This is a genomic window from Streptomyces sp. NPDC003393 (genome assembly GCF_053589015.1).
In genome coordinates, this window is sequence record NZ_JBSFRB010000027.1 from 1 (window position 1) to 22,074 (window position 22,074).

The following is a 22,074-nucleotide window of genomic DNA, read 5'->3' on the forward strand; positions in this document are numbered from 1 at the left end:
GACGGTGTTGACGGTCGCCCAGTCGCCGGTGGAGGGGAACGTGTGGCTGACGGCGCCGTTGCCGTTGGGGTGGCCACCTGCCGGACACCTCGCGGTGTGGGTCAGCCCCGCGCCCCCAGCAGGTGGTCCATGGCGAGCTGGTCGAGCCTCTCGAAGGCCATGCCGCGCGCGGCGGCCGCGTCGACGTCGAAGTCCTCGAAGGCCGAACGGTCCGCGAGCAGCGCCTGGAGGCCGTCGGCCGCCGTGGGCTGCGCCAGCTGGTCGAGCCGGGCGGCGCGCAGGGCCTCCTGGACCTCAGGGTCGGCGCGGAAGGCCGCCGCGCGCTCCTTGAGGATGAGGTAGTTGCGCATGCAGCCGGCCGCCGAGGCCCACACACCGTCGAGGTCCTCGGTCCGCGGCGGCTTGAAGTCGAAGTGGCGCGGGCCCTCGTAGCCGGCGCTCTCCAGCAGGTCGACCAGCCAGAAGGCGGCACGCAGGTCACCGGCGCCGAAGCGCAGGTCCTGGTCGTACTTGATGCCGGACTGGCCGTTGAGGTCGATGTGGAAGAGCTTGCCCGCCCACAGGGCCTGGGCGATGCCGTGCGGGAAGTTCAGGCCGGCCATCTGCTCGTGGCCCACCTCGGGGTTGACGCCGTACAGCTCGGGGCGCTCCAGGCGCTCGATGAACGCCAGGGCGTGGCCGATGGTGGGGAGCAGGATGTCACCGCGCGGCTCGTTCGGCTTGGGCTCGATGGCGAAGCGGATGTCGTAGCCCTGGGCGGTGACGTACTCGCCGAGGAGGTCGAAGGCCTCCTTCATGCGGTCGAGGGCGACGCGCACGTCCTTGGCGGCACCGGACTCGGCACCCTCACGGCCGCCCCAGGCCACATAGGTCTTGGCGCCCAGCTCGGCCGCCAGGTCGACGTTGCGGATGGTCTTGCGCAGCGCGTAGCGGCGCACGTCGCGGTCGTTCGCGGTGAAGCCGCCGTCCTTGAAGACCGGGTGCGTGAAGAGGTTGGTGGTGGCCATCGGCACGGTCATGCCGGTCGCGTCGAGCGCCTGCCGGAAGCGCTTGATGTGCGACTCGCGCTCGGTGTCGGAGGACCCGAAGGGGATCAGGTCGTCGTCGTGGAAGGTCACTCCGTGGGCGCCCAGCTCGGCCAGACGCTGCACCGTCTCGACCGGGTCGAGGGCGCGGCGCGTGGCGTCGCCGAACGGGTCCCGTCCCTGCCAGCCGACGGTCCACAGGCCGAAGGTGAACCTGTCCTCGGGGGTGGGCTGGTAGTTCATGCCGCGGCTCCTTGCTCGCTTGCGACTATTTCGTCATGGCGGTTTACAAATTAGTATGCCAACGCGTCCCTGGGAAGGGACACGGGGTCGCGACCGATGTCACGCGCGCGTCGCGAATCCCGGACAAACGTTGAAACCGCAGGTCAGCGCCCGTGGGCCGCGAAAAAAGTTAGGGAGAGCCGATGTCAGCAGCCGAGGGTCCGCTCGTCGTCGGTGTGGACTCGTCCACCCAGTCCACCAAGGTGCTCGTCGTCGACGCGGCCACCGGTCGGGTCGTGGCGAGCGGCCAGGCACCGCACACCGTGTCCTCGGGGGCGGGCCGCGAGAGCGACCCGCGTCAGTGGTGGGACGCCCTGCGCGCGGCGCTGCACCAGTGCGGGGAGGCGGCGCACGAGGCCGCCGCCGTCTCGGTCGCCGGCCAGCAGCACGGTCTCGTCACCCTGGACGCCCAGGGCGAACCCGTACGCCCGGCGCTGCTGTGGAACGACGTGCGCTCGGCCCCGCAGGCCCGGCGGCTCGTGGCCGAACTGGGCGGCCCCAAGGCCTGGGCGGAGCGGACCGGCAGCGTGCCCGGCGCCTCCTTCACGGTGACGAAGTGGGCCTGGCTGGCCGAGCACGAACCGGAGGCGGCACGGTCGGTGGCCGCGGTGCGGCTGCCGCACGACTACCTCACCGAGCGGCTGACGGGCGAGGGCAGCACCGATCGGGGCGACGCCTCGGGTACGGGCTGGTGGGCGTCCGCGACGGAGGCCTACGACGACGAGGTCCTCGCCCGGGTCGGGCTCGACCCGGCGCTGCTCCCCCGGGTGGTCCGGCCCGGCGAGGTGGCGGGCACCGTGCGCGACAGCCATGACCTGCCGTTCTCCAAGGGCACCCTGGTCGCGTCCGGCACCGGTGACAACGCCGCCGCCGCGCTCGGCCTCGGGCTGCGACCCGGCACGCCCGTGCTGAGCCTCGGCACCTCGGGCACCGTGTACGCGGTGTCCCGGCACCGCCCCGCCGACCCCTCCGGCACCGTGGCGGGCTTCGCCGACGCGCACGGCGACTGGCTGCCGCTGGCCTGCACCCTGAACTGCACCCTCGCCGTCGACCGCGTCGCCGCCCTGCTCGGCCGGGACCGGGAGGCCGTCGAGCCGGGCACCACCGTCACCCTGCTGCCCTACCTGGACGGCGAGCGCACCCCGAACCTGCCCGACGCGTCCGGGCTGCTGCACGGTCTGCGTCACGACACGACCGCCGGGCAACTGCTCCAGGCCGCCTACGACGGCGCCGTCCACTCCCTGCTCGGCGCGCTGGACCTGGTCCTCGACCAGGACGCCGACCGGACCACTCCCCTGCTGCTGATCGGCGGCGGTGCCCGGGGCACGGCCTGGCAGCAGACGGTGCGGCGGCTGTCGGGCCGGCCGGTGCAGGTCCCGCGGGCCAAGGAGCTGGTCGCGCTGGGCGCCGCCGCTCAGGCGGCCGGCCTGCTGACGGGCGAGTCCCCGGTCGCGGTCGCCAGCCGCTGGAACACCGCCGACGGGCCGGTGCTGGAGGCCGTGGAACGGGACGAGGAGACGCTCGCGAGGATCTCCGGGGTACTCTCCGACGCGGCCCCGCTGCTGGAGCGGGGCCACTGACCTGCTGACCGGACCGGCGGGAGCCCGCCGGCAGACACGGCGGCGGGCTCCCGCCGCCGGACACCGACCGAGGACGACGGAGGCATGACCGCACCGCTGCACGAGCCGCACCTGGCCGGGCCCGGACGGGCGCTGCCCGACACCCAGCAGGGCATGCGTCGGCGCAACCTCGCCCGGGTCATGCACACCGTCAGCGCCGAGGGGCCGCTGTCCCGGGCGGCGGTGGCCTCCCGCATCGGTCTGACCCGCGCGGCGGTGTCGACACTCGTCGACGAGCTCATCCGCTCGGGGCTGCTGGAGGAACTGGGCCCCGAACGGCCCGGCCGGGTCGGCCGCCCGGGCTCGGCGCTGGCCGTCAGCCGGCGTGGCCCGGCCGGAGTCGGCGCGGAGGTGGGCGTCGATCACCTCGCGGCCTGCGTGGTCGATCTGCGCGGCCAGGTGCGGGCGCGTGCGGTGCGGCACGGCACGAATCGCGGACGCTCCGCCGAACCGGTGGCGAAGGACCTCACCGCGCTGATATCCCAGGTGGTCGCCGAGGCGGAGCAGCATGGGCTGTGGCCGGCGGGGCTCGCCGTCGCCGTGCCCGGTCTGATCGCCCGGGACGGCCGTACGGTCGTGCGGGCGCCCAACCTCGACTGGCACGACACCGATTTCGCCGCCCTGCTGCCGGACGCGTTCGCCCCGGCCGTGGACAACGAGGCGAACTTCGGTGCCCTGGCGGAACTCTGGCTCGGCGAGGGCACGCCACGGGACTTCCTGCATGTGTCGGCGGAGATCGGCATCGGTGCCGCGGTGATGGTCGACGGACGGCTGCTGCGCGGTACCCGCGGCTTCGCGGGTGAGCTGGGGCATGTGCCGGTCGAGCCGGAGGGACCCGCGTGCCCGTGCGGCGGGCGCGGGTGCCTGGAGCAGTACGCGGGCGAGGAGGCGGTGCTGCGGGCGGCGGACCTGGAACCCGGCGAGGGCCGTGTCGGGCTTCTGGCGGCCCGCGCCGAGGCCGGTGACGAGCGCGTGCGGCGCGCGCTGAGCGGCGCCGGTACGGCGCTCGGCATCGCGTTGACCGGAGCGGTCAATCTGCTCGACCCCGAAACCGTCGTGCTGGGCGGCGCGCTCGCCGCTCTCGCGCCCTGGCTGCTGCCGTCGCTGAAGGCCGAGCTGGCCCGGCGCACGGCCGGACCCGCCTGCCCGGTGTCCGTGTCCCGGTTCGGACCGGAGGGTCCGCTGCTGGGCGCGGCGCACGCGGTGGTACGGGGCGTCCTCGACGACCCGGCCGCGGTCGCCCAACGCGCCTGAACACAAGGTCACCTCACCCGATCGGGTGGCCGAGTTCTCCACAATTCCCGGCTCCTCCACTGAACACGGCGATGCTCTTCTGCCCAATCCCCGGGCGCCGTACCGTGATTCACGCGAGCGCCGATCCGGCCCGGGACGCGAAGGCGCCAGCGGACGGCCGCGTCGGTCGGCCGTCGGGCGCGACACCAGCCACACCGGTGCGGCCGTGCTCCACGGGGAGCGGCGTGCCGTACGCGAGACTCACCGCCACCGAGACACTTTCGCGACGCCGGGCATCCGGCGAGCGACCGACCCCCTGCCGGCCACCAGCACCTCCCGCAGGGACGAGCAGCCCCAGACGACGAGCACCCCACGAGAAAGGCCATCGATCATGGACCGGGCCGGACTCCAGCCCACCAGACGACGGATCCTGAAGGGCGCAGCCCTGGCCGTCGTTCCCTACGCGTTACTTCCCGCGACCCGGGCAGGCGCCCGGACCGACACCGCCGACTGTCCGCCCGCCGAGTGGCAGCCGGCGAGCATCTCCAACTACACGGCGTCCGACCGGCCCACCAGCTACTCCGTCGACCGAGTGATCATCCACGTCACCCAGGAGACGTACGCCGAGACGTTGGCCGTCTTCCAGAACCCGCAGAAGGAGGTGTCCGCGCACTACGTCGTGCGGTCCGCCGACGGGCACGTCGCGCAGTGCGTGCATGAGGCGGACGTCGCCTGGCACGCCGGTAACTGGGACTACAACACGCACAGCATCGGCATCGAGCACGAGGGGTGGGTGGACGAGCCGGCCTATTTCACCGACGCCCTGTACGAGCAGTCGGCCAGGCTCACCGCGGCGGTCTGCGACCGGTACGGCATCCCCAGGGACCGGGGGCACATCATCGGCCACGACGAGGTTCCGGGCGCGGATCACACCGATCCCGGACCGAACTGGGACTGGGTCCGCTACATGGGGCTGGTCAACCTGGCCTGACGGGCACCGTCCTCCCCGCCGGCCGTCGGCGGTCGTACGACCAGGGTGCTGGGCGTGCGGCGTGCCCGCGGGCGGAGCACCTGGAGAGGCACCACCGGGCGCGTGCCGGCGGGTGCGGACCCGGGCAGGGCCGGGAGCGTCGGCCGAGACCGAAGGAGGTCGCAGTGGCGTACGGCGGTCCGGGGCGGCCCGCGGACAAGATGTTGGCCGCCATGCTGGAGGCACTGTTCACCAGTTCCCCGGTCGGGCTCCATCTGCTGGACACCGATCTGCGCGTGGTGCGGCTGAACACCGCGACGTCCGGCATGCGGGGTGTTCAGGTGGAGGACATGGTCGGACGGCCCGTCCGCGACGTCTACCAGGTGGTCGAGGACAGCGACATGGAGACGGTGCTGCACCATGTGCTGGAGACCGGGGAGCCCCTGTGGCAGCGCATCGTGCGGGCGCAGATCAAAGGGGAGCGGCCCGAGGAACGCCACTTCGAGGTCACCGCGATGCGGCTGGAGAAGCAGGGGCCGCAGCCGGAGGTGCTCGGGCTGGCGGTCACCGTGGTCGACGTCACGGAGCGTGAGCGGGGCCGTGTCCGCTCCGGGGTGCTTGACGCCGTGCGTCGACGGGTGGGTCGGGCTCTGGACCCGTCGGTGACCGGTGAGGAACTCGTGGCGGCCCTGGTTCCGGACTTCGCCGACATCGCGATCGTGGAGGTGGTGGACTCGGTCATCCGCGGGGACGAGCCGCCACCGGCCCCGCTGCCGCCGGGCACCGCGCTGATGCGCACCGCCTTCCGCAGCGGCCAGGCGCACCCGCCGCAGGCGCATCCCGTGGGTGAGGTGCGCCGGCTGCCGGGGCCCACACCCTTCACCCAGGCGCTGGCCGATCTGTGCCCCCGGGTGGTGCCCCTGCACGCGCCCAGCCCGTGGATGGACATCGACCCGCCCCGCGCGGAGGCGATGCACTCCTCGAAGTCGCACACCCTGCTGGTGGTGCCGCTGGCGCTGCGCGACGCGGCGCTGGGCCTGGTCAGTCTGTACCGCACCGGGCAGTCGCCGCCGTTCGACACGGGCGACCGGCAGCTCGCGGTCGAGCTGGCCGCTCACACCGCCCTGGCCATCGACAACGCGCGGCGATACATCCGCGAGCACACCATCGCCGCCACCGTCCAGCGACAGCTGCTGCCCCGGCGCCCGGAGACGCACCCGTCGCTGGAGACCGCCTATCTGTCGGTGAGCGGTGTCGACCCCGGCGCCTGGTACGACACCATCACGCTGTCCAGCGCCCGGACCGCGCTGGTGATCGGCAATGTCTCGGGCCGGGGTCCGAACGCGGCGGCCGGCATGGGGCAGCTGCGGACGGTCGTGCGGTCCCTGGCGGCGTTCGACCTCCCCCCCGGACGAGCTCCTGGCCCGGCTGCACGACACAGCTGCCGAACTCGCCTACGAGCGGGCGAATCTGCCGCTTTGAGATCCCCTCCGGCGGGAGGCACTGACCGCCGACTGCGCGTACGCCGTTCACGACCCCCTGACCGGCACCTGCGTCATGGCGACGGCCGGGTATCTCACGCCCGTGGTGATCCGCCCCGACCACAGCATGATCATCCCCGACACCCCGGCCGGGCCGTCTCTGGGCGTGGCGGAGGACGCGCCGTTCGCGACCACCGAGTTCGCGGTGACGGCCGGCAGCGTGCTGGTCTTCACCAGTGACCCGCTGGTGACCGGGTACCTCGCGGAGTCCTCCCGCCCGCTGCGGTCGGCACCCGACTACGCGGAACGACCGCTGCAGGAGCTGTGCGACGACATCGTCCACAGCCTCCCCGAGGGCTTGGGCGCGGGGGACCCCGCGGTGCTCATCGCGCGTACCCGCGCCTTCCCCGCCGAGGGGCGCGCGAGCTGGTGCTTCGGCAACGATCACGCCTCGGTGGCGACCGCGCGCCGTCTGACCTGCGAGCAGCTGGCCGAGTGGGGCGTGGACGACGAGACGACCTTCAACACACAGCTCATCGTCAGCGAACTCGTCACCAATGCCCTCCGCTACGGGGCGCCGCCGATCGAGGTCCGCCTCATCCACGACCGCGTGCTCACCTGCGAGGTCCGCGACGCGGGCCAGGCCGCGCCACACCTGCGGCACGCCCGGGTGGCCGACGAGGGCGGCCGCGGCCTGTTCATCGCCGCGGAGCCGGCACAGTCGTGGGGCGTGCGGTACATGCACTCGGGCAAGATGGTCTGGACCGAGCAGCCGCTCGCGGACGAACCGGTGAGGCCCACAGCCACCGCTCCTGCCTGACCGGCCGTCCCCACCCTCCCGCGCGCCGGTTCCGCGAGCGCACCCCTGACTCCCCACGCGCCGGTTCCGCGTGAGGGACCGCGACAGCCCGCGCGAGCGCAACCCTGACTCCACGAGCGGCGGCTCCCACATTCGAGACCCCGACAGGCCGCGCCGGCGCAACCTGACTCCACGGGCGCCGGCTCCCGCGTGCAGGACCCCGACAGTCTTGTGATCGACGTACGTCGCCACCCCTGAGGCCGACGCGAGCGGCCCGGCCGCCAGGTCACCTCCGGGCTTCGCCCGGGTCTCCACCGTCACCGCTCGAAGCACCCGAAGGAGTGCGTTTTCCCACCCGTTTCCGCGTCGTCGGCGTCCGCGCACCGTGCGCGGCCCCGGATTCTGGTGCACTTCCCTGAGTTCAGGCGGAGTTGACGAGACATCAGGGGAGACGGTGGGCACTGCGACACGTCGCTGCGGACGGCTCAGAACGGCGTTGACGATCTTCCTGGCCTGCGGCTCGCTGGCCGGCGCGACCTTGGTGGGGGCCTCGCCGGCCAGTGCCGGCGGCCCACGGCGCGCCGAGGTGATCGCCCCGGGCGTGGAGTACCGGGACTTCGACCTCGTCACGGCCCACGGCGTGACCCACGCGCACCTGGTCAGCGTCGACCTGGACGACAAGCACGTACGGGTCGGTCTGCTGCGTCCGCGCGCGGTGGCGTCCCGGGGCACGGTGTCCCGACTCGCGGACACCCAGGGCGCGCTGGCGGGGATCAACGGCGACTTCTTCCACATCTCCGAGTCCCAGCACCCGGGCGTCGCGGTCACCGGTTCGGCCGTCGGCCCGGAGATCGCCGACGGGCGTGTCCTCAAGGCCGCGGTGCCGCGCGGGCAGCGCTTCGGCCCCGCCCTGCCGTCGGGCACGACGACCGAGGACGTGCTCGGTGTGGGCACGGACCGCACCGCGCGCCTGGACCGCCTGACCCTGTCCGGCTCGGTGAACTCACCGGAGGGCGTCTGGAAGCTCGGCGGTCTCAACCAGTACGCACTGCCGGTGGGTTCGATCGGGGCCTACACCTCCGACTGGGGCAGCGCCTCACGGGCCCGGGCCACCTGCGGCACGGACTCCGGCAGAAGCGCTCCGTGCAGCACGGACACCTACGAGGTGACCGTCAAGAGCGGTCAGGTCGTCGCCACGGCCGGCAAGCCCGGTGGCGGCACCATCCCGGCCGGGACCACTGTGCTGGTGGGACGCGAGGCGGGAGCCCGTCAGCTGCGCAAGTTGTTCAAGGGCGAATCGGTGCGGGTGGAGCACCATGTGACGGCGGTGTCCGGGGCCGCGTACGCCTTCGCCGTCGGCGGGTTCCCCGTGCTGCGGCACGGCGCGCCGCTGTCCGGCCTGGACAACACGGCGACCGCGGTGCGCACCGCGGTGGGCATCGGGAGCGACGGGCACCGTCTGCTGCTGCTCGCCCTGGACGGCGCCTCCAAGTACCGCAGCGGTCTGACGGTGGCCGAACTCGCGGCTCAGTTGCGGAGGCTGGGTGCCACGGAGGGGTTCAACCTGGACGGCGGCGGCTCCAGCACGCTGGTCGTCCGCAGGCCGGGGAAGAAGGTGGTGAGCGTGCTCAACCATCCGAGCGGGGGCGCCGAACGGGCGGTGGCGAACGGGGTCGGGGTCTTCTCCGCCCCGTGAGCGGTTTGGTGAGGAGGACTCAGGGCCGCAGGCTGCTGACGATCTGGGCGGTGGCCTCCAGTCCCTCGTGGATCGTGGGTGCCATGCTGGTGCCGGCCAGGAAGAAGCCGAGCAGGACGCAGACCAGGCAGTGCGAGAACTTCAGGGCCCCGTTGCGCACGAAGATGATCGCCAGGATGGCGAGCAACAGCACCCCAGAGATGGAAATGGCCACCGTGAACCTCCTCCGCCACGCTCACTCGCGGCTTCCGGCCGCAAGTGTGGCGTAGCGGAGGGTTCGACCGGGCGGCTGACGTGTCCTCCGAACGTGTGGTTCTGCGAAGGGCTTGCACCGATCGCCCACCGGCGCCGAGGGCCGGGCGTCGCACCCCGCGGTGCACCCCGTCGGCGCCGAGGGCGGTGGGTCAGGGCGCCTGGAGGTCGACCAGGTGGGCCAGCGTCTCGCGGTGGGCGCCGGCCGTGCCGTAGGCGATCGAGTCCGCCTTGGCCCGCTTCAGGAACAGATGGACCGGGTGCTCCCAGGTCATGCCGATGCCGCCGTGCAGTTGCAGCGCCTCCTCGGCCGCGTGCACGGCGACCGGGGCGGCACAGGCCTGCGCGACGGCCACCGCGACATCGGCGTCCTCGTCCCGCGCGAGGGCATCGGCCGCGTTGCGGGCGGCCGCGCGGAGGCCCACGACCTCCAGCCACAGCTGGGCGAGCCGGTGCTTGAGCGCCTGGAACCCGCCGACCGGCCGGTTGAACTGCTTGCGCTCCTTCAGGTAGCGCACCGTCTCCGTCAGCGTCCCGTCGGCCAGCCCCAGTTGCTCGGAGGCGAGCAGTCCCGCCCCGGCGCGCAGGGCCCGGCGCACGGCGGGCTCGGCGTCGCCGATCCGGCGTCCGGCGGCGCCGTCGAACCGTACGGTGGCCACGGGACGGGTCAGGTCGAACGACACCTGGCCGGTGACGGTCACCGCTTCGGCGTCCACCGCGTACAGGCCGCCGTCCTCGGCGGGGACCAGCAGCACGTCGGCGACGGCCGCGTCCGCGATGCCGGTCAGCTCCCCGTGCAGGGCGCCGTTCTCACGGCGCACCACGGGCACGGCGGCGCCGGGGGCCAGGTGCAGGCCGACCGCGAGGGCGCCGATGGAGCGGCCGGAGGCCAGCCGGGCGAGCAGCGCCTCGTCGCCGCAGGCCAGCAGCGCCTCGGTCGCGACGACGGCGCTGGTGAGATACGGGACGGGGGCCACGGCCCGACCCAGCTCCTCCAGCACGACGGCCGCTTCCCGGTGCGTGGCGCCCTGCCCGCCGCGCTCCTCGGGCACCAGCAGTCCGGCCAGTCCCATGCCGTCGGCGAGCGCCTTCCACAGGGCGAGGTCGTGCGGGGCGTCCGACTCCGCGCGGGTGATCACTCCCGCCGGGTCGCAGTGGTCCGTGAGCAGGTCGCGGACGGCGGCGCGCAGCGCCTGTTCCTCCTCGGAGTAGAGAAGATCCGGCTGGGTGCTCATCGGGCCAGGTCCTTCCATGCGACGTCCTTGTCGGTGCGGGGTTCGGCGGGCAGGCCGAGGACCCGCTCGGCGACGATGTTCAGCAGGATCTCGCTGGTCCCGCCCTCGATGCTGTTGCCCTTGGCGCGCAGGTACCGGTATCCGGCGTCCCGGCCGGTGAAGTCGACCAGTTCGGGGCGGCGCATGGTCCAGTCGTCGTACAGCAGCCCCTCGGCGCCGCGCAGTTCCACCTCCAGGCCGCTGATCTCCTGGTTCAGGCGGGCGAAGGCGAGCTTCATGCCGGCGCCCTCGGGGCCGGGCTGGCCCGCGACGAGCTGCTGGCGCAGCCGCTCTCCGGTGAGACGGGCGACCTCCGCCTCGACCCACAGCTTCAGCAGCCGCTGATGCAGGTCGTGGGTGCGCAGCTCCGGGCGCTCACGCCAGGTCGTGGCGACCACGCCGATCATGCCGCCCTCGCGGGGCAGGCGCATGCCGCCGATGGCGACGCGTTCGTTGTTCAGCGTGGTCTGCGCGACGCGCCAGCCGTCACCGATCTCGCCGAGGCGGCGGGAGTCGGGGATGCGGACGTCGGTCAGGAACACCTCGTTGAACTCGGCCTCCCCGGTGATCTGCCGCAGCGGACGGACGTCGACGCCGGGGTCGGTCATGTCGCAGACGAAGTAGGTGATGCCCGCGTGCTTGGGCACGTTCGGGTCGGTGCGGGCGATGAGGATGGCCCAGCGGGCGTTGTGCGCGCCCGACGTCCACACCTTCTGCCCGTTGACCACCCAGTCGTCCCCGTCCCGGACGGCGCGGGTGCCGAGGGCCGCGAGGTCGGAGCCGGCGCCGGGCTCGCTGAAGAGCTGGCACCACACCTCCTCGCCGGTCCACAGCGGCCGCAGGTAGCGCTGCTTCTGCTCCTCCGTGCCGTACCTGAGGATCGTCGGGGCGGCCATGCCGAGCCCGATGCCGTTGCGGCGCGCGTCGTTGTCGGGGGCGCCGGCGGCCTCCAGTTCGGCGTCGACGACGGCCTGCAGGGAGCGGGGGGCGCCGAGGCCGCCGAGCCCCTCCGGGTAGTGCACCCAGGCCAGTCCCGCGTCGAAGCGGGCCCGGAGGAAGTCCAGGCGGTCGGTGGTCGCCGGCGGGTGGGCGGCCAGCAGCTCTCCGGTGCGGCTGAGCAGGTCGGCTGCGTCGGTCATACGGCGGCTCCGTTCTCCAGCGTCGGTACGACGGCCACCCGGCCGGTGGTGAGGCCGTCGGCGACCCGTTGCACGGCTGCCGCGGTCTTCTCCAGCGGCACCCGCTCGCTCACCAGGGGCCTGATGGCGCCCCGTGCGGCCAGCTCCGTGAGTTGTTCGTGGCAGTGCTGGACCAGCTTCGGGTTCTTGGTGTTGTACAGGCCCCAGTGCAGGCCGAGGATCGCGTAGTTCTTGATCAGGGCGTGGTTGAGCGCCGGACTCGGGACGGAGCCGCTGGCGAAGCCGACGACCACGATCCGGCCCTCGAAGGCGACGGCCTTGGCCGACTGGGCGTAGGCCTGGCCGCCGACCGGGTCGTAGATCACATCCGCGCCCCGGCCGCCGGTGGCCTCCTTGACCGCGGCGACGACGTCCTCGCCGCGCCGGTCGACGACGACGTCACAGCCCAGCTCCCGGGCGACGGCGGCCTTGTCGGCGCCGCCGACGACACCGATGACCGTGGCGCCGGCCGCCTTGCCGAGCTGCACGGCCGCACTGCCGACCCCGCCGGCGGCGGCGTGCACGAGCAGCGTCTCGCCGGCCTGCAGGCGGGCCCGGCGGTGCAGGCCGAACCAGCCCGTCTGATAGCCGATGTGCAGGGCCGCGGCCTCGGCGTCGTCGAGCGCCTCGGGAGCGGGGAGCAGGCCCGCGGCGTCGGCGACGGTGTACTCGGCGAAGCCGCCGTGGGGCAGGGCCGGATGGGCGATCACACGCCGGCCGTCGGGTGTCTCGCCGCAGATCTCCACGCCCGGAGTGAAGGGCAGCGGCGGCCTGACCTGGTACTGACCGCGGCAGAGCAGGGCATCCGGGAAGTTGATGTTGGCCGCCCGCACCCTCAGCAGGACCTGGCCGTCGCCGGGCGTGGGCCGCTCGGTCCGCTCCAGGCGCATCACCTCGCCCGGCTCGCCGTTCTCGTGCACTCGCCATGCCTGCATGCGCCGCCTCCACGGGACTGCGGTTCTCGGACACTGGGACAGTCGGACCGGGCCCGACCAGAGGCATACTAAGCGGTCGCTTGCCCATCCGGGAACACCGGTCGTCAGTCGTCTTCGCCGCGCCGCGACGGCCGTGCCCGTACGTGCATGCGCTCGCCCTGCGGCCCGAACAGGCTCAGGAACTCCACGGGCCCCTCCCCCGTCGAGCCGAACCAGTGCGGCACACGCGTGTCGAACTCCGCCGCCTCGCCCGCCGTGAGCACCACGTCGTGCTCGCCCAGCACCAGCCGCAGCTTCCCGGAGAGCACGTACAGCCACTCGTACCCCTCGTGGGTCCGGGGCTCCGGTTCGAGACGGCGCCGTGGTTCGAGGACCTTGAACGCCTGCAGGCCGCCCGGCTGCCTGGTCAGCGGCCAGTGGGTGCGGCCCCCGCGCACGATCGGCTTGGCCCGCACCCGGGGATCGCCCACCGGAGGGGCGCCGACCAGCTCGTCCAGAGGCACCTGATGCGCCTGTGCGATGGGCAGCAGCAGCTCCAGGCTCGGTCTGCGCAGGCCGGACTCCAGCCGTGAGAGAGTGCTCACGGAGATGCCGGTCGCCTCCGACAGTGCGGCCAGGGTCACCTCGCGATCCTTGCGGATCCGCCGCAGCCTGGGCCCCACACCGGCCAGTACGTCGTCTGTCGTCATGTCGCCATTGCAGAATCAGCAAGAATGTTTGTCAATCCGGCATGGCTGAGGCGATCGTCACCGGTGGAGGTGGTCACCGTGACCGAGAAGCATCCCAGGACCGAGCACTACGAAGCGGTCGTCGTCGGAGGCGGGGCGGCCGGGCTGTCCGCCGCGCTGGTCCTCGGCCGCGCCCGGCGACGCACGCTGGTCGTCGACGCGGGCGAGCCGCGCAACGCGCCCAGCGCGCACATGCAGGGCTTTCTGTCCCGGGACGGCATGTCACCGGCCGAATTCCTGGCCGTCGGCCGGGAGGAGATCGCACGGTACGGGGTCGGCCTGGTCCGGGACCGGGCGGTGGACGCCGTCCGCGGCGCGACCGGCGAGTTCGATGTCACCCTGGCGGGCGGCGGCACCGTCCACGCCCGGCACCTGGTCGTCGCCACCGGACTGAAGGACGAGCTCCCGGCGGTCCCGGGCGTGGCCGAGCGCTTCGGCCGGGACGTGCTGCACTGCCCGTACTGCCACGGCTGGGAGGTCCGCGACCGGGCCTTCGGCGTGCTCGCCACGAGCCCGCTGAGCGTGCACCAGGCACTGATGGTCACCCAGTGGTCCAAGGACGTGACCCTGTTCCTGCACCAGGTCGGTGAGGAGGAACTCTCCGACGACGATCTGCGCAGACTGGCCGCGGCCGGGGTCGACGTGGTGCCGGGCGAGGTGGCGGGTGTGGTCGTCGAGGCCGACCGGCTGACCGGAGTCCGGCTCGCCGGGGGCACTTCCTCCGGGGGAGGCCCGACGCACGCTCGTGAGGTGCTGTTCGTCGCCCCTCGTGCCGTGCCGCGCACCGAACTCCTGCGGCGGCTGGGCGCCGAGCTGCGCGAGACGCCCTTCGGCGCCTACCCCGTGATCGACGAGCGCGGCCTGACGACCGTCCCCGGCCTGTGGGCCGTCGGCAACGCCGGCGGCTTCACCGAACAGGTGATCAACGCGGCCAGCCGGGGCTACCGGGCCGGTGCGGCGATCAACGGCGAACTGCTGTTCACCGACCTCGACGCGGCGTTGGCGGCACGGGGCACCACGCAGGCCACCGCCCGGGCGTAGCGCCGCGGGAAGGGACCGAGCCCCACGGATGAACCGTGGGTCGCGGACGACCCGTGACGCGCACGAACCGCACTCCGAGAACAGTTCGTGCCGCCCGGGTGTGCGCCGGCGGCCCGCGGTGCACCATGGCTGCATGTTGCTCGCGCGGCTGGCGGAGGTGTCACGGGAGGTCGCGGCGACCTCGGCGCGGTCCCGGAAGACCGCGCTGCTCGCGGAGCTGTTCCGGGAGGCGGACGCCGGCGACGTGCCGATCGTCATCCCGTATCTGGCGGGACGGCTGCCGCAGGGGCGCCTCGGGGTGGGCTGGAAGGTGCTCGGCCGCCCGGTCCCCCCGGCCGCCGCGCCGTCGCTCACCGTGCGCGCGGTGGACGCCCGGCTGAGCGAGCTGGGCAAGGTGTCCGGGCCCGGCTCGCAGACGGAACGCGCCCGGATCGTCGGCGAGTTGATGGGCGCGGCCACCGAGGACGAGCAGCGCTTCCTGCGGGGCCTGCTCACCGGGGAGGTCCGGCAGGGGGCGCTGGACGCCGTCGCCGTGGAGGGGCTGGCCGCCGCGACGGGCGCACCGGCGGCGGACGTGCGGCGCGCGGTGATGCTGGCCGGGTCGCTGCAGACCGTGGCCCAGGCGCTGCTCGCGGACGGCCCGGCGGCGCTGGAGCGCTTCCGGCTCACCGTGGGCCGTCCCGTCCTGCCGATGCTCGCGCACAGCGCGTCCTCCGTGGCCGAGGCGGTGGACAAGCTGGGCGGGTGCGCCGTGGAGGAGAAACTCGACGGCATCCGGGTCCAGGTGCACCGCGACGGCGACACGGTGAGGGTCCACACCCGCACCCTGGACGACATCACCGGCCGGCTGCCCGAAGTGACCGCGGCCGCACTGGGGTTGCCGGGCGAGCGGTTCATCCTGGACGGCGAGGTCATCTCCTTCGGGTCGGACGGGCGCCCGCGCTCCTTCCAGGAGACCGCCGGGCGCGTCGGCTCCCGGCTGGACGTGGCCACGGCCGCCGAGGCGGTCCCCGTCTGGCCGGTCTTCTTCGACGCGCTGTCGGTGGGCGACCGGGACCTGCTCGACCTGCCGTTCAGCGAGCGGCACGCCGAGCTGGCACGGCTGGTCCCGGAGCCCATACGGGTGAGACGTACCGTCGTGTCCGGGTCGCAGGAGGTCGGGGCGGCCGAGGACTTCCTCGCCCGGACCCTGGAGCGCGGTCACGAGGGCGTGGTCGTCAAGGCGCTCGACGCCCCCTACAGCGCGGGCCGCCGCGGCGCGTCCTGGCTGAAGGTCAAACCCGTCCACACCCTCGACCTGGTGGTCCTGGCCGCGGAGTGGGGGCACGGCCGCCGCACCGGCAGGCTCTCCAACCTCCACCTCGGCGCCCGTACCGCCGACGGCTCCTTCGCCATGCTCGGCAAGACCTTCAAGGGCATGACGGACGCGATGCTGGCCTGGCAGACCGAGCGGCTGCGGGAGCTGGCCGTGGAGGAGAAGGGCTGGGGGGTGCGCGTGCGGCCCGAGCTGGTCGTCGAGATCGCCTACGACGGCCTCCAGCGGTCCACGCGCTACCCCGCGGGCGTCACCCTCCGCTTCGCCCGGGTCGTGCGCTACCGCGAGGACAAGCGCCCCGAGGAGGCGGACACCGTGGAGACGCTGCTGGCCGCGCACCCGGGGGTCGCGCCGTGAGCGACCGTCGGGGCGGGCACAGTGCCGGCCTGCTGCTGTTCCGGCGCACCGGCGACGGCACCGCCGGCCTGGAGGTCCTGCTCGGGCACATGGGTGGCCCGTTCTGGGCCCGGCGTGAGGCGGGGGCCTGGACCGTGCCCAAGGGCGAGTACGAGCCGGACGAGCCCGCCTGGGAGGCCGCCCGCCGCGAGTTCCGGGAGGAGCTGGGGCTGGAGCCGCCCGAGGGCGAGGCCCTGCCGCTCGGCGAGGTCCGGCAGAAGAACGGCAAGATCGTGACCGTCTGGGCGGTCGAGGCCGATCTCGATCCGGCGACGGTGGCCCCCGGCACGTTCCTGATGGAGTGGCCGCCGCGCTCCGGGCGGACCCAGGAGTTCCCGGAACTCGACCGTGTCGCGTGGCTGGGCCTGGACCGGGCCCGCGAGGTGATCGTGACCGCCCAGGCCGCGTTTCTCGACCGGCTGGCGGAGCACTCGCTCTGACGAGGCACTACGCGTTGCGGTGGCCACCGCCGCGCGGGAAGGTCGAAGCACAGCGCTCCCAGGGAGGTCAGTCATGTCCATCGCCACGGTGAACCCGGCCACCGGCGAGACGCTCAAGACGTACGAGGCCATGGACGAGGAGGAGATCGAGCGCCGGCTCCAGCTCGCGGAGGCCACCTTCCGTACCTACCGGACGACGGCCTTCGACGAGCGCGCCCGCCTGACCCGCGCGGCCGCCGACCTCCTCGTCGAGGACCAGCAGGACGTGGCCCGGATGATGACCACCGAGATGGGCAAGCCGGTCCGGCAGGCCCGCGCGGAGGCCGTGAAGTGCGCCAAGGCGCTGCGCTGGTACGCCGACCACGCCGAGGAACTGCTCGCCGACGAGAAACCGTCCGACGCCGACGTGAAGGACTCCGGCGCCACCGAGGTCCGGGTGCGCTACCGGCCGCTGGGGCCCGTGCTCGCGGTGATGCCGTGGAACTTCCCGCTCTGGCAGGTGATCCGTTTCGCCGCGCCCGCGCTGATGGCGGGCAACGTCGGACTGCTCAAACACGCCTCGAACGTGCCGCAGACCGCCTTGTACCTGGAGGACCTTTTTCACCGGGCCGGCTTTCCCGAGGGCTGCTTCCAGACCCTGCTGATCCCCTCTCGCGCGGTCGACGACATCCTGCACGACGAGCGGATCAAGGCCGCCACCCTCACCGGCAGCGAGCCCGCGGGCCGGGCCGTGGCGTCCACCGCCGGTGAGATGATCAAGAAGACGGTGCTGGAGCTGGGCGGCAGCGACCCGTTCGTGGTCATGCCCTCCGCCGACCTCGCCCGGGCCGCCGAGGTCGCGGTGACCGCGCGGTGCCAGAACAACGGGCAGTCGTGCATCGCCGCCAAACGGTTCATCGTGCACACCGACGTCTACGACGCCTTCGCCGCACGCTTCGTCCGGGGCATGCAGGCGCTGAAGATGGACGACCCGTTGCACGAGGAGACCCAGATCGGGCCGCTGTCCAGCGAGCAGGCCCGCAAGGACCTGGAGGAACTGGTCGACGACGCGGTGCGCGGCGGCGCGACGGTGCTGTGCGGCGGCAAACGCCCCGACGGGCCCGGCTGGTACTACCCGCCGACGGTCCTCGCCGGCATCACCCGGGAGATGCGGATCCACCGGGAGGAGGCCTTCGGCCCGGTGGCCACCCTCTACCGCGCGGCCGATCCGGACGAGGCCGTACTGATCGCGAACGACTCACTGTTCGGACTGAGTTCGAACGTGTGGACGCACGACGAGGCCGAGATCGACCGGTTCACCCGGGATCTGGAGGCGGGCAGCGTCTACGTCAACGGGATGACCGCCTCCCATCCGGCCTTCCCCTTCGGCGGGGTGAAGCGGTCGGGGTACGGCCGTGAGCTGTCCGGGCACGGAATCCGCGAGTTCTGCAACATCACCACGGTATGGCACGGAGCGTGAACGTTCCGCGGCTACGATCCCTCGTGTGAACCGCGAAGTGACTCTCCCTCTGATCGTCGACGACCGCGGTACCTTGCAGGTGGCCGCGGCCGATGTGAGCAAGCTGCTGCGGACGGTGGGCGGCCGGTGGCTGCGCCTGGTCGAGGCCGGGCAGGAGGGTCTCGACGAGGACACGGTGGCCGCGCTGACCATCGAACTCGCCAAACTGGCCGACCGGATCGACGTGGCCTGCATCGCGCACAGCAGCGGAGCGGCCTCCGGATAGGCACCGCGCGGGACCCGACGAGCGCACCGCTCCGCGCCACGGGGCCGCGGCCGCTTCCTCCTCCCCCCCGCCGTCGGCCGCTTCCTCCACCCGCGCCGTCTCCCGCACGGAAGACCGCGCCCCCCTACGACCGCGCCACCGCCGCTTCGTCGCCTCCCGACCGCCCAGCCGTCGCTTCGTCGCCCCCCGAACGCCGCACCGCCGTCCCGCCTCCGCGCCTGGCGCGGCGCGCGCGCCCTCGCACTCCGTGCCTTGTGCCGCCCATGGCGGAGTCCCAACGAAGCGCGCCCACCGTACCCGGACGCCCAAGCCCCTGATCTGCGCTTCTCTCCTGGTCGCCGCCCTCCCGCGCACGGCCGGCCGGACGGTCCGGGGCACCGCGGCCCCGTTCCGTCATCGCCGGATTGGAGTAGTCCGGCGAGAGATCGTCGCTCTCCCGGGTGATCGTGGGTGGACCACCCTTCTGGGTGCACCACCCTCTGACCGGGGGGCTACCGGCCTTCCGGAAGGCGAAAGCAGGCACGGATCATGGCGACTTTGTGCAGGCCCTCGGTGTCCGTTCCAGAACACGTGATCACCATGGAGGAAACGCTGGAGCTCGCGCGTTCCCGTCACGCGGACCACCCGCAACTCCCGCTGGCCCTCCGGCTGATCGAGAACACCGGTGTGCACACCCGGCACATCGTCCAGCCCATCGAGGAGACCCTGAAGCACCCGGGCTTCGAAGAGCGCAACAAGCTCTACGAGCACGAGGCGAAGGCCCGGGTCCCCGCGGTCATCCAGCGAGCGCTCGACGACGCCGAACTCCTGACCACCGACATCGACGTCATCATCTACGTCTCGTGCACGGGCTTCATGATGCCCTCGCTGACGGCGTGGCTGATCAACGAGATGGACTTCGGCTCCACCACCCGCCAGCTGCCCATAGCCCAGCTGGGCTGTGCGGCGGGCGGCGCCGCGATCAACCGGGCCCACGACTTCTGTTCCGCCTACCCGGACGCCAACGCGCTCATCGTGGCCTGCGAGTTCTGCTCGCTGTGCTACCAGCCGACCGACCTCGGCGTCGGCTCGCTGCTGTCCAACGGCCTGTTCGGCGACGGCATAGCCGCCGCCGTGGTCCGCGGCACCGGCGGCACCGGTGTCCGGCTGGAGCGCAACGGTTCGTACCTGATCCCCAAGACGGAGGACTGGATCGCGTACGACGTCCGGGAGACCGGTTTCCACTTCCTGCTGGACAAGCGGGTGCCGACGACGATGGAGCCGCTCGCCCCGGCCCTCCAGGACCTGGCCGCCATGCACGGCTGGGACGCGACCGACCTGGACTTCTACATCATCCACGCGGGGGGCCCGCGCATCCTCGACGACCTCAGCAAGTTCCTGCACGTCGAGCCGTACGCGTTCCGGTTCAGCCGGGCCACGCTCACCGAGTACGGCAACATCGCGAGCGCGGTCGTGCTGGACGCGCTGCGCCGTCTGTTCGACGAGGGCGGCGTCGAGGACCGCGCACGCGGGCTGCTGGCCGGGTTCGGGCCCGGCATCACCGCGGAGATGTCCGTCGGCAGCTGGCAGAACGGGGGCCGGTCATGACCGACACCGCCGACGTGACCGGGGCCCCCGACGTGACCGGGGTGACCGAGCCGACCGGGGCGCTGGAGGCTTCAGGGGTGGCCGGGGCGACCTCGGCCACCGCGGTGGCCGGCCCGGCCGGGGCGAGCGAGGCGACGCTCTCCGAGACGCTGACCCTGACCGAGACGCTCACCACCACCGAGACGCTCAGCCCCGCCGAGCCCCTGCCCCTCACCGAACCCCTGCCCTCCACAGAGCCCCTCCCCGTCACCGAACCCCCACCGGTCACCCAGCCGCCTCCGCTCACCGAACCGTCCCCCGTCACCGAGCCCGCCCCCGGGTCCTTCCCCCCGATCCGGCACTGGCCGGCGTTCGACCTGCCCGGAGTCGACTTCGACCCGGTGCTGGCCGACCTGATGGAGGAGGGCCCGGTCACCCGCATCGAGCTGCCCAACGGCGAGGGCTGGGCATGGCTGGTGACCCGCATGGACGATGTGCGGCTGGTCACCAACGACCCCCGGTTCAGCCGGGAGGCGGTCATGGACCGGCAGGTCACCCGGCTCGCCCCGCACTTCATCCCGAGCCGTGGCGCGGTGGGCTTCCTCGACCCGCCCTACCAGACCTGGTTGCGCCGCTCGGTCGCTCCCGCGCTCACCGCGCGCGGTGTCGAGCGGATGCTCGACGAGCTGCTCGACGAGCTGCTCGCGGCCGGCCCGCCCGCCGACCTCACCAGCGCTGTGCTCAGCCCGTTCCCGATCGCGGTGATCTGCGAGCTGATGGGTGTGCCGACCGCCGACCGGCAGAGCATGCACACCTGGACCCAGCTGATCCTGTCCTCCTCGCACGGCGCCGACGTCAGCGAGCGGGCCAAGGAGGAGATGGGCGCGTACTTCACCGAGCTGATCGACGCGCGCGCGGAGAGCGCCACCGGGGACGTGGCCTCGCTGCTCGGCGCCGCCGTCGAGCGCCGTGAGATCTCCCTCGCGGAGGCCGTGGGTCTCGCGGTGCTGCTCCAGATGGGCGGCGAGGCGTTCACCAACAACAGCGGGCAGATGTTCTACATCCTGCTGACCCGGCCCGAGCTGGCCGACCAGCTGCGCGCCCGGCCGGAGATCCGTCCGCAGGCCATCGACGAACTGCTGCGCTACATCCCGCACCGCAACGCGGTCGGACTGTCGCGGATCGCACAGGAGGACGTGGAGATCAAGGGAGTGCGGATCCGGGCGGGCGACGCGGTCTACGTGTCGTACCTGGCCGCCAACCGTGACCCGGACGTGTTCCCGGACCCGGAGCGGATCGACTTCTCGCGCAGCCCGAACCCCCATGTGGCGTTCGGCTTCGGCCCGCACTACTGCCCGGGCGGCCAACTGGCCAGGATGGAGGCGCAGCTGCTGGTCGACGCCCTCCTCGACCGGCTGCCGGGGCTGCGGCTGGCGGTGCCGCCGGATCAGGTGCCCTTCCGCAAGAGCGCGTTGATCCGCGGGCCCGAAGCCCTGCCCGTGACGTGGTGAGCTGAGATGACGGCGACGAACGAGCCCTACTTCACCACGGTCGTGGACGGCCGAACCCCGGCGTCGGACGAGGATGCCCCGCCCGCCGAGAACGAAGGGCTGCTGGTACCGCCGGGCCACGGCCGGGTCGTCCAGACCCCCGCCCAACGCGTGACGTTCAAGGTGACCGGCTCGCACTCCCGGACGGCCTCCACCTTCGAGGTGGAGGTCCCGCCGGGCTTCGACGTGGGCGCCCATGTGCACACGCGCAGCGAGGAGTTGTTCTACGTGCTGGAGGGCGAGGTGGACGTGCTCGCCTTCGAGCCGCGGATCCGGACCCCCGACCGCTGGCAGAAGTGGGAGTCCCCGTCCGGCAAGCGGGTCGTGCGGGCGACGCCGGGCACGGTCATCGTGGTGCCCCCGGGCTGCCCGCACGCGTTCGCCAACCCCACGGAGACCCCGGCGAAGATGTTCTTCCAGGCCTCGCCGCCCCCGGACCACGAGCGGTACTTCGAGGAGCTGCTGGAGATCCTGGGCACCAAAGGCCCCCCGGACCATGAGGCCATCGAAGACCTGCGCCGACGCTACGACATCGAACAACTGACACCGCTGAGGCACCGCTGAGCCGCC

At 72.9% G+C, this 22,074-nt stretch carries 18 protein-coding genes and 2 pseudogenes; 14 read left to right on the forward strand and 6 right to left on the reverse strand.

Annotation, left to right across the window (positions count from 1 at the left end):
* Positions 1-101: 101 nt before the first annotated feature.
* Entirely contained in the window at positions 102-1,268 is a 1,167-nt protein-coding gene (gene xylA / locus ACWDUZ_RS24100; protein ID WP_451633865.1) for a xylose isomerase, read from the reverse strand.
* A 182-nt stretch (positions 1,269-1,450) separates the two neighbouring features.
* Here xylA and xylB point away from each other — a divergent pair, with 182 nt between their 5' ends.
* The 6 genes and pseudogenes from xylB to ACWDUZ_RS24130 all read left to right on the forward strand — a co-directional run bounded on the left by xylB (position 1,451) and on the right by ACWDUZ_RS24130 (position 9,105).
* A complete protein-coding gene (gene xylB, locus ACWDUZ_RS24105) occupies positions 1,451-2,887 on the forward strand; it encodes a xylulokinase (RefSeq protein WP_451633866.1) in 1,437 nt (478 codons plus the stop codon).
* An 84-nt stretch (positions 2,888-2,971) separates the two neighbouring features.
* A complete protein-coding gene (locus ACWDUZ_RS24110; protein WP_451633867.1) occupies positions 2,972-4,180 on the forward strand; it encodes an ROK family protein in 1,209 nt (402 codons plus the stop codon).
* A gap of 370 nt (positions 4,181-4,550) precedes the next feature.
* Entirely contained in the window at positions 4,551-5,150 is a 600-nt protein-coding gene (locus tag ACWDUZ_RS24115; RefSeq protein ID WP_451633868.1) for an N-acetylmuramoyl-L-alanine amidase, read from the forward strand.
* 212 nt (positions 5,151-5,362) lie between these two features.
* Positions 5,363-6,487, forward strand: a pseudogene (locus tag ACWDUZ_RS24120) (PAS domain-containing protein); the annotation flags it as partial.
* 199 nt (positions 6,488-6,686) lie between these two features.
* Positions 6,687-7,430: a SpoIIE family protein phosphatase gene (locus ACWDUZ_RS24125; RefSeq protein WP_451633869.1), complete on the forward strand. Its 744-nt coding sequence runs from the start codon at positions 6,687-6,689 to the stop codon at positions 7,428-7,430.
* Positions 7,431-7,905: 475 nt separating this feature from the next.
* Positions 7,906-9,105, forward strand: a complete 1,200-nt coding sequence (locus ACWDUZ_RS24130; protein WP_451633870.1) for a phosphodiester glycosidase family protein — start codon at positions 7,906-7,908, stop codon at positions 9,103-9,105.
* Positions 9,106-9,124: 19 nt separating this feature from the next.
* Here ACWDUZ_RS24130 and ACWDUZ_RS24135 read toward each other — a convergent pair whose 3' ends face one another.
* The 5 genes from ACWDUZ_RS24135 to ACWDUZ_RS24155 all read right to left on the reverse strand — a co-directional run bounded on the left by ACWDUZ_RS24135 (position 9,125) and on the right by ACWDUZ_RS24155 (position 13,433).
* Positions 9,125-9,319 carry a hypothetical protein gene (locus tag ACWDUZ_RS24135; RefSeq protein WP_030167020.1) on the reverse strand — a complete coding sequence of 65 codons (195 nt, stop codon included), beginning with the start codon at positions 9,317-9,319 and terminating at the stop codon, positions 9,125-9,127.
* Between the two features lie 190 nt (positions 9,320-9,509).
* The gene (locus tag ACWDUZ_RS24140) at positions 9,510-10,592 is read right to left on the reverse strand and encodes an acyl-CoA dehydrogenase family protein (RefSeq protein WP_451633871.1); all 1,083 of its coding nucleotides are present in this window, start codon (positions 10,590-10,592) and stop codon (positions 9,510-9,512) included.
* Positions 10,589-11,770: an acyl-CoA dehydrogenase family protein gene (locus ACWDUZ_RS24145; RefSeq protein WP_451633872.1), complete on the reverse strand. Its 1,182-nt coding sequence runs from the start codon at positions 11,768-11,770 to the stop codon at positions 10,589-10,591. The genes ACWDUZ_RS24140 and ACWDUZ_RS24145 overlap by 4 nt, the downstream gene beginning before the upstream one ends.
* Complete coding sequence (locus ACWDUZ_RS24150; protein WP_451633873.1) at positions 11,767-12,744, reverse strand: NADPH:quinone oxidoreductase family protein; 978 nt, start codon at positions 12,742-12,744, stop codon at positions 11,767-11,769. Before ACWDUZ_RS24150 ends, ACWDUZ_RS24145 begins: the two co-directional genes overlap by 4 nt.
* Before the next feature lie 104 nt (positions 12,745-12,848).
* Positions 12,849-13,433: a helix-turn-helix domain-containing protein gene (locus ACWDUZ_RS24155; protein WP_451633874.1), complete on the reverse strand. Its 585-nt coding sequence runs from the start codon at positions 13,431-13,433 to the stop codon at positions 12,849-12,851.
* A gap of 69 nt (positions 13,434-13,502) precedes the next feature.
* Here ACWDUZ_RS24155 and ACWDUZ_RS24160 point away from each other — a divergent pair, with 69 nt between their 5' ends.
* The 8 genes and pseudogenes from ACWDUZ_RS24160 (at position 13,503) to ACWDUZ_RS24195 (ending at position 22,068) form a co-directional block, all read left to right on the forward strand.
* The gene (locus tag ACWDUZ_RS24160; RefSeq protein WP_451633962.1) at positions 13,503-14,513 is read left to right on the forward strand and encodes an NAD(P)/FAD-dependent oxidoreductase; all 1,011 of its coding nucleotides are present in this window, start codon (positions 13,503-13,505) and stop codon (positions 14,511-14,513) included.
* Between the two features lie 133 nt (positions 14,514-14,646).
* On the forward strand, positions 14,647-16,185 hold the full coding sequence (locus tag ACWDUZ_RS24165) for an ATP-dependent DNA ligase (RefSeq protein WP_451633875.1): 1,539 nt from the start codon (positions 14,647-14,649) through the stop codon (positions 16,183-16,185).
* Positions 16,182-16,664 (forward strand): NUDIX domain-containing protein, encoded by a 483-nt coding sequence (locus ACWDUZ_RS24170; RefSeq protein ID WP_451633876.1) that lies wholly within the window; start codon positions 16,182-16,184, stop codon positions 16,662-16,664. Before ACWDUZ_RS24165 ends, ACWDUZ_RS24170 begins: the two co-directional genes overlap by 4 nt.
* 73 nt (positions 16,665-16,737) lie before the next feature.
* Positions 16,738-18,123 (forward strand): NADP-dependent succinic semialdehyde dehydrogenase, encoded by a 1,386-nt coding sequence (locus ACWDUZ_RS24175; protein WP_451633877.1) that lies wholly within the window; start codon positions 16,738-16,740, stop codon positions 18,121-18,123.
* Positions 18,124-18,148: 25 nt separating this feature from the next.
* Entirely contained in the window at positions 18,149-18,388 is a 240-nt protein-coding gene (locus ACWDUZ_RS24180) for a DUF6213 family protein (RefSeq protein ID WP_028423261.1), read from the forward strand.
* Positions 18,389-18,907: 519 nt separating this feature from the next.
* A pseudogene (locus tag ACWDUZ_RS24185) lies at positions 18,908-19,975 on the forward strand (type III polyketide synthase); the annotation flags it as partial.
* Between the two features lie 332 nt (positions 19,976-20,307).
* Positions 20,308-21,465, forward strand: coding sequence for a cytochrome P450 (locus ACWDUZ_RS24190; RefSeq protein WP_451633963.1), 1,158 nt, complete (start codon positions 20,308-20,310; stop codon positions 21,463-21,465).
* A gap of 6 nt (positions 21,466-21,471) precedes the next feature.
* Positions 21,472-22,068 carry a cupin domain-containing protein gene (locus tag ACWDUZ_RS24195; RefSeq protein ID WP_451633878.1) on the forward strand — a complete coding sequence of 199 codons (597 nt, stop codon included), beginning with the start codon at positions 21,472-21,474 and terminating at the stop codon, positions 22,066-22,068.
* The last annotated feature ends 6 nt before the right edge of the window (positions 22,069-22,074 follow it).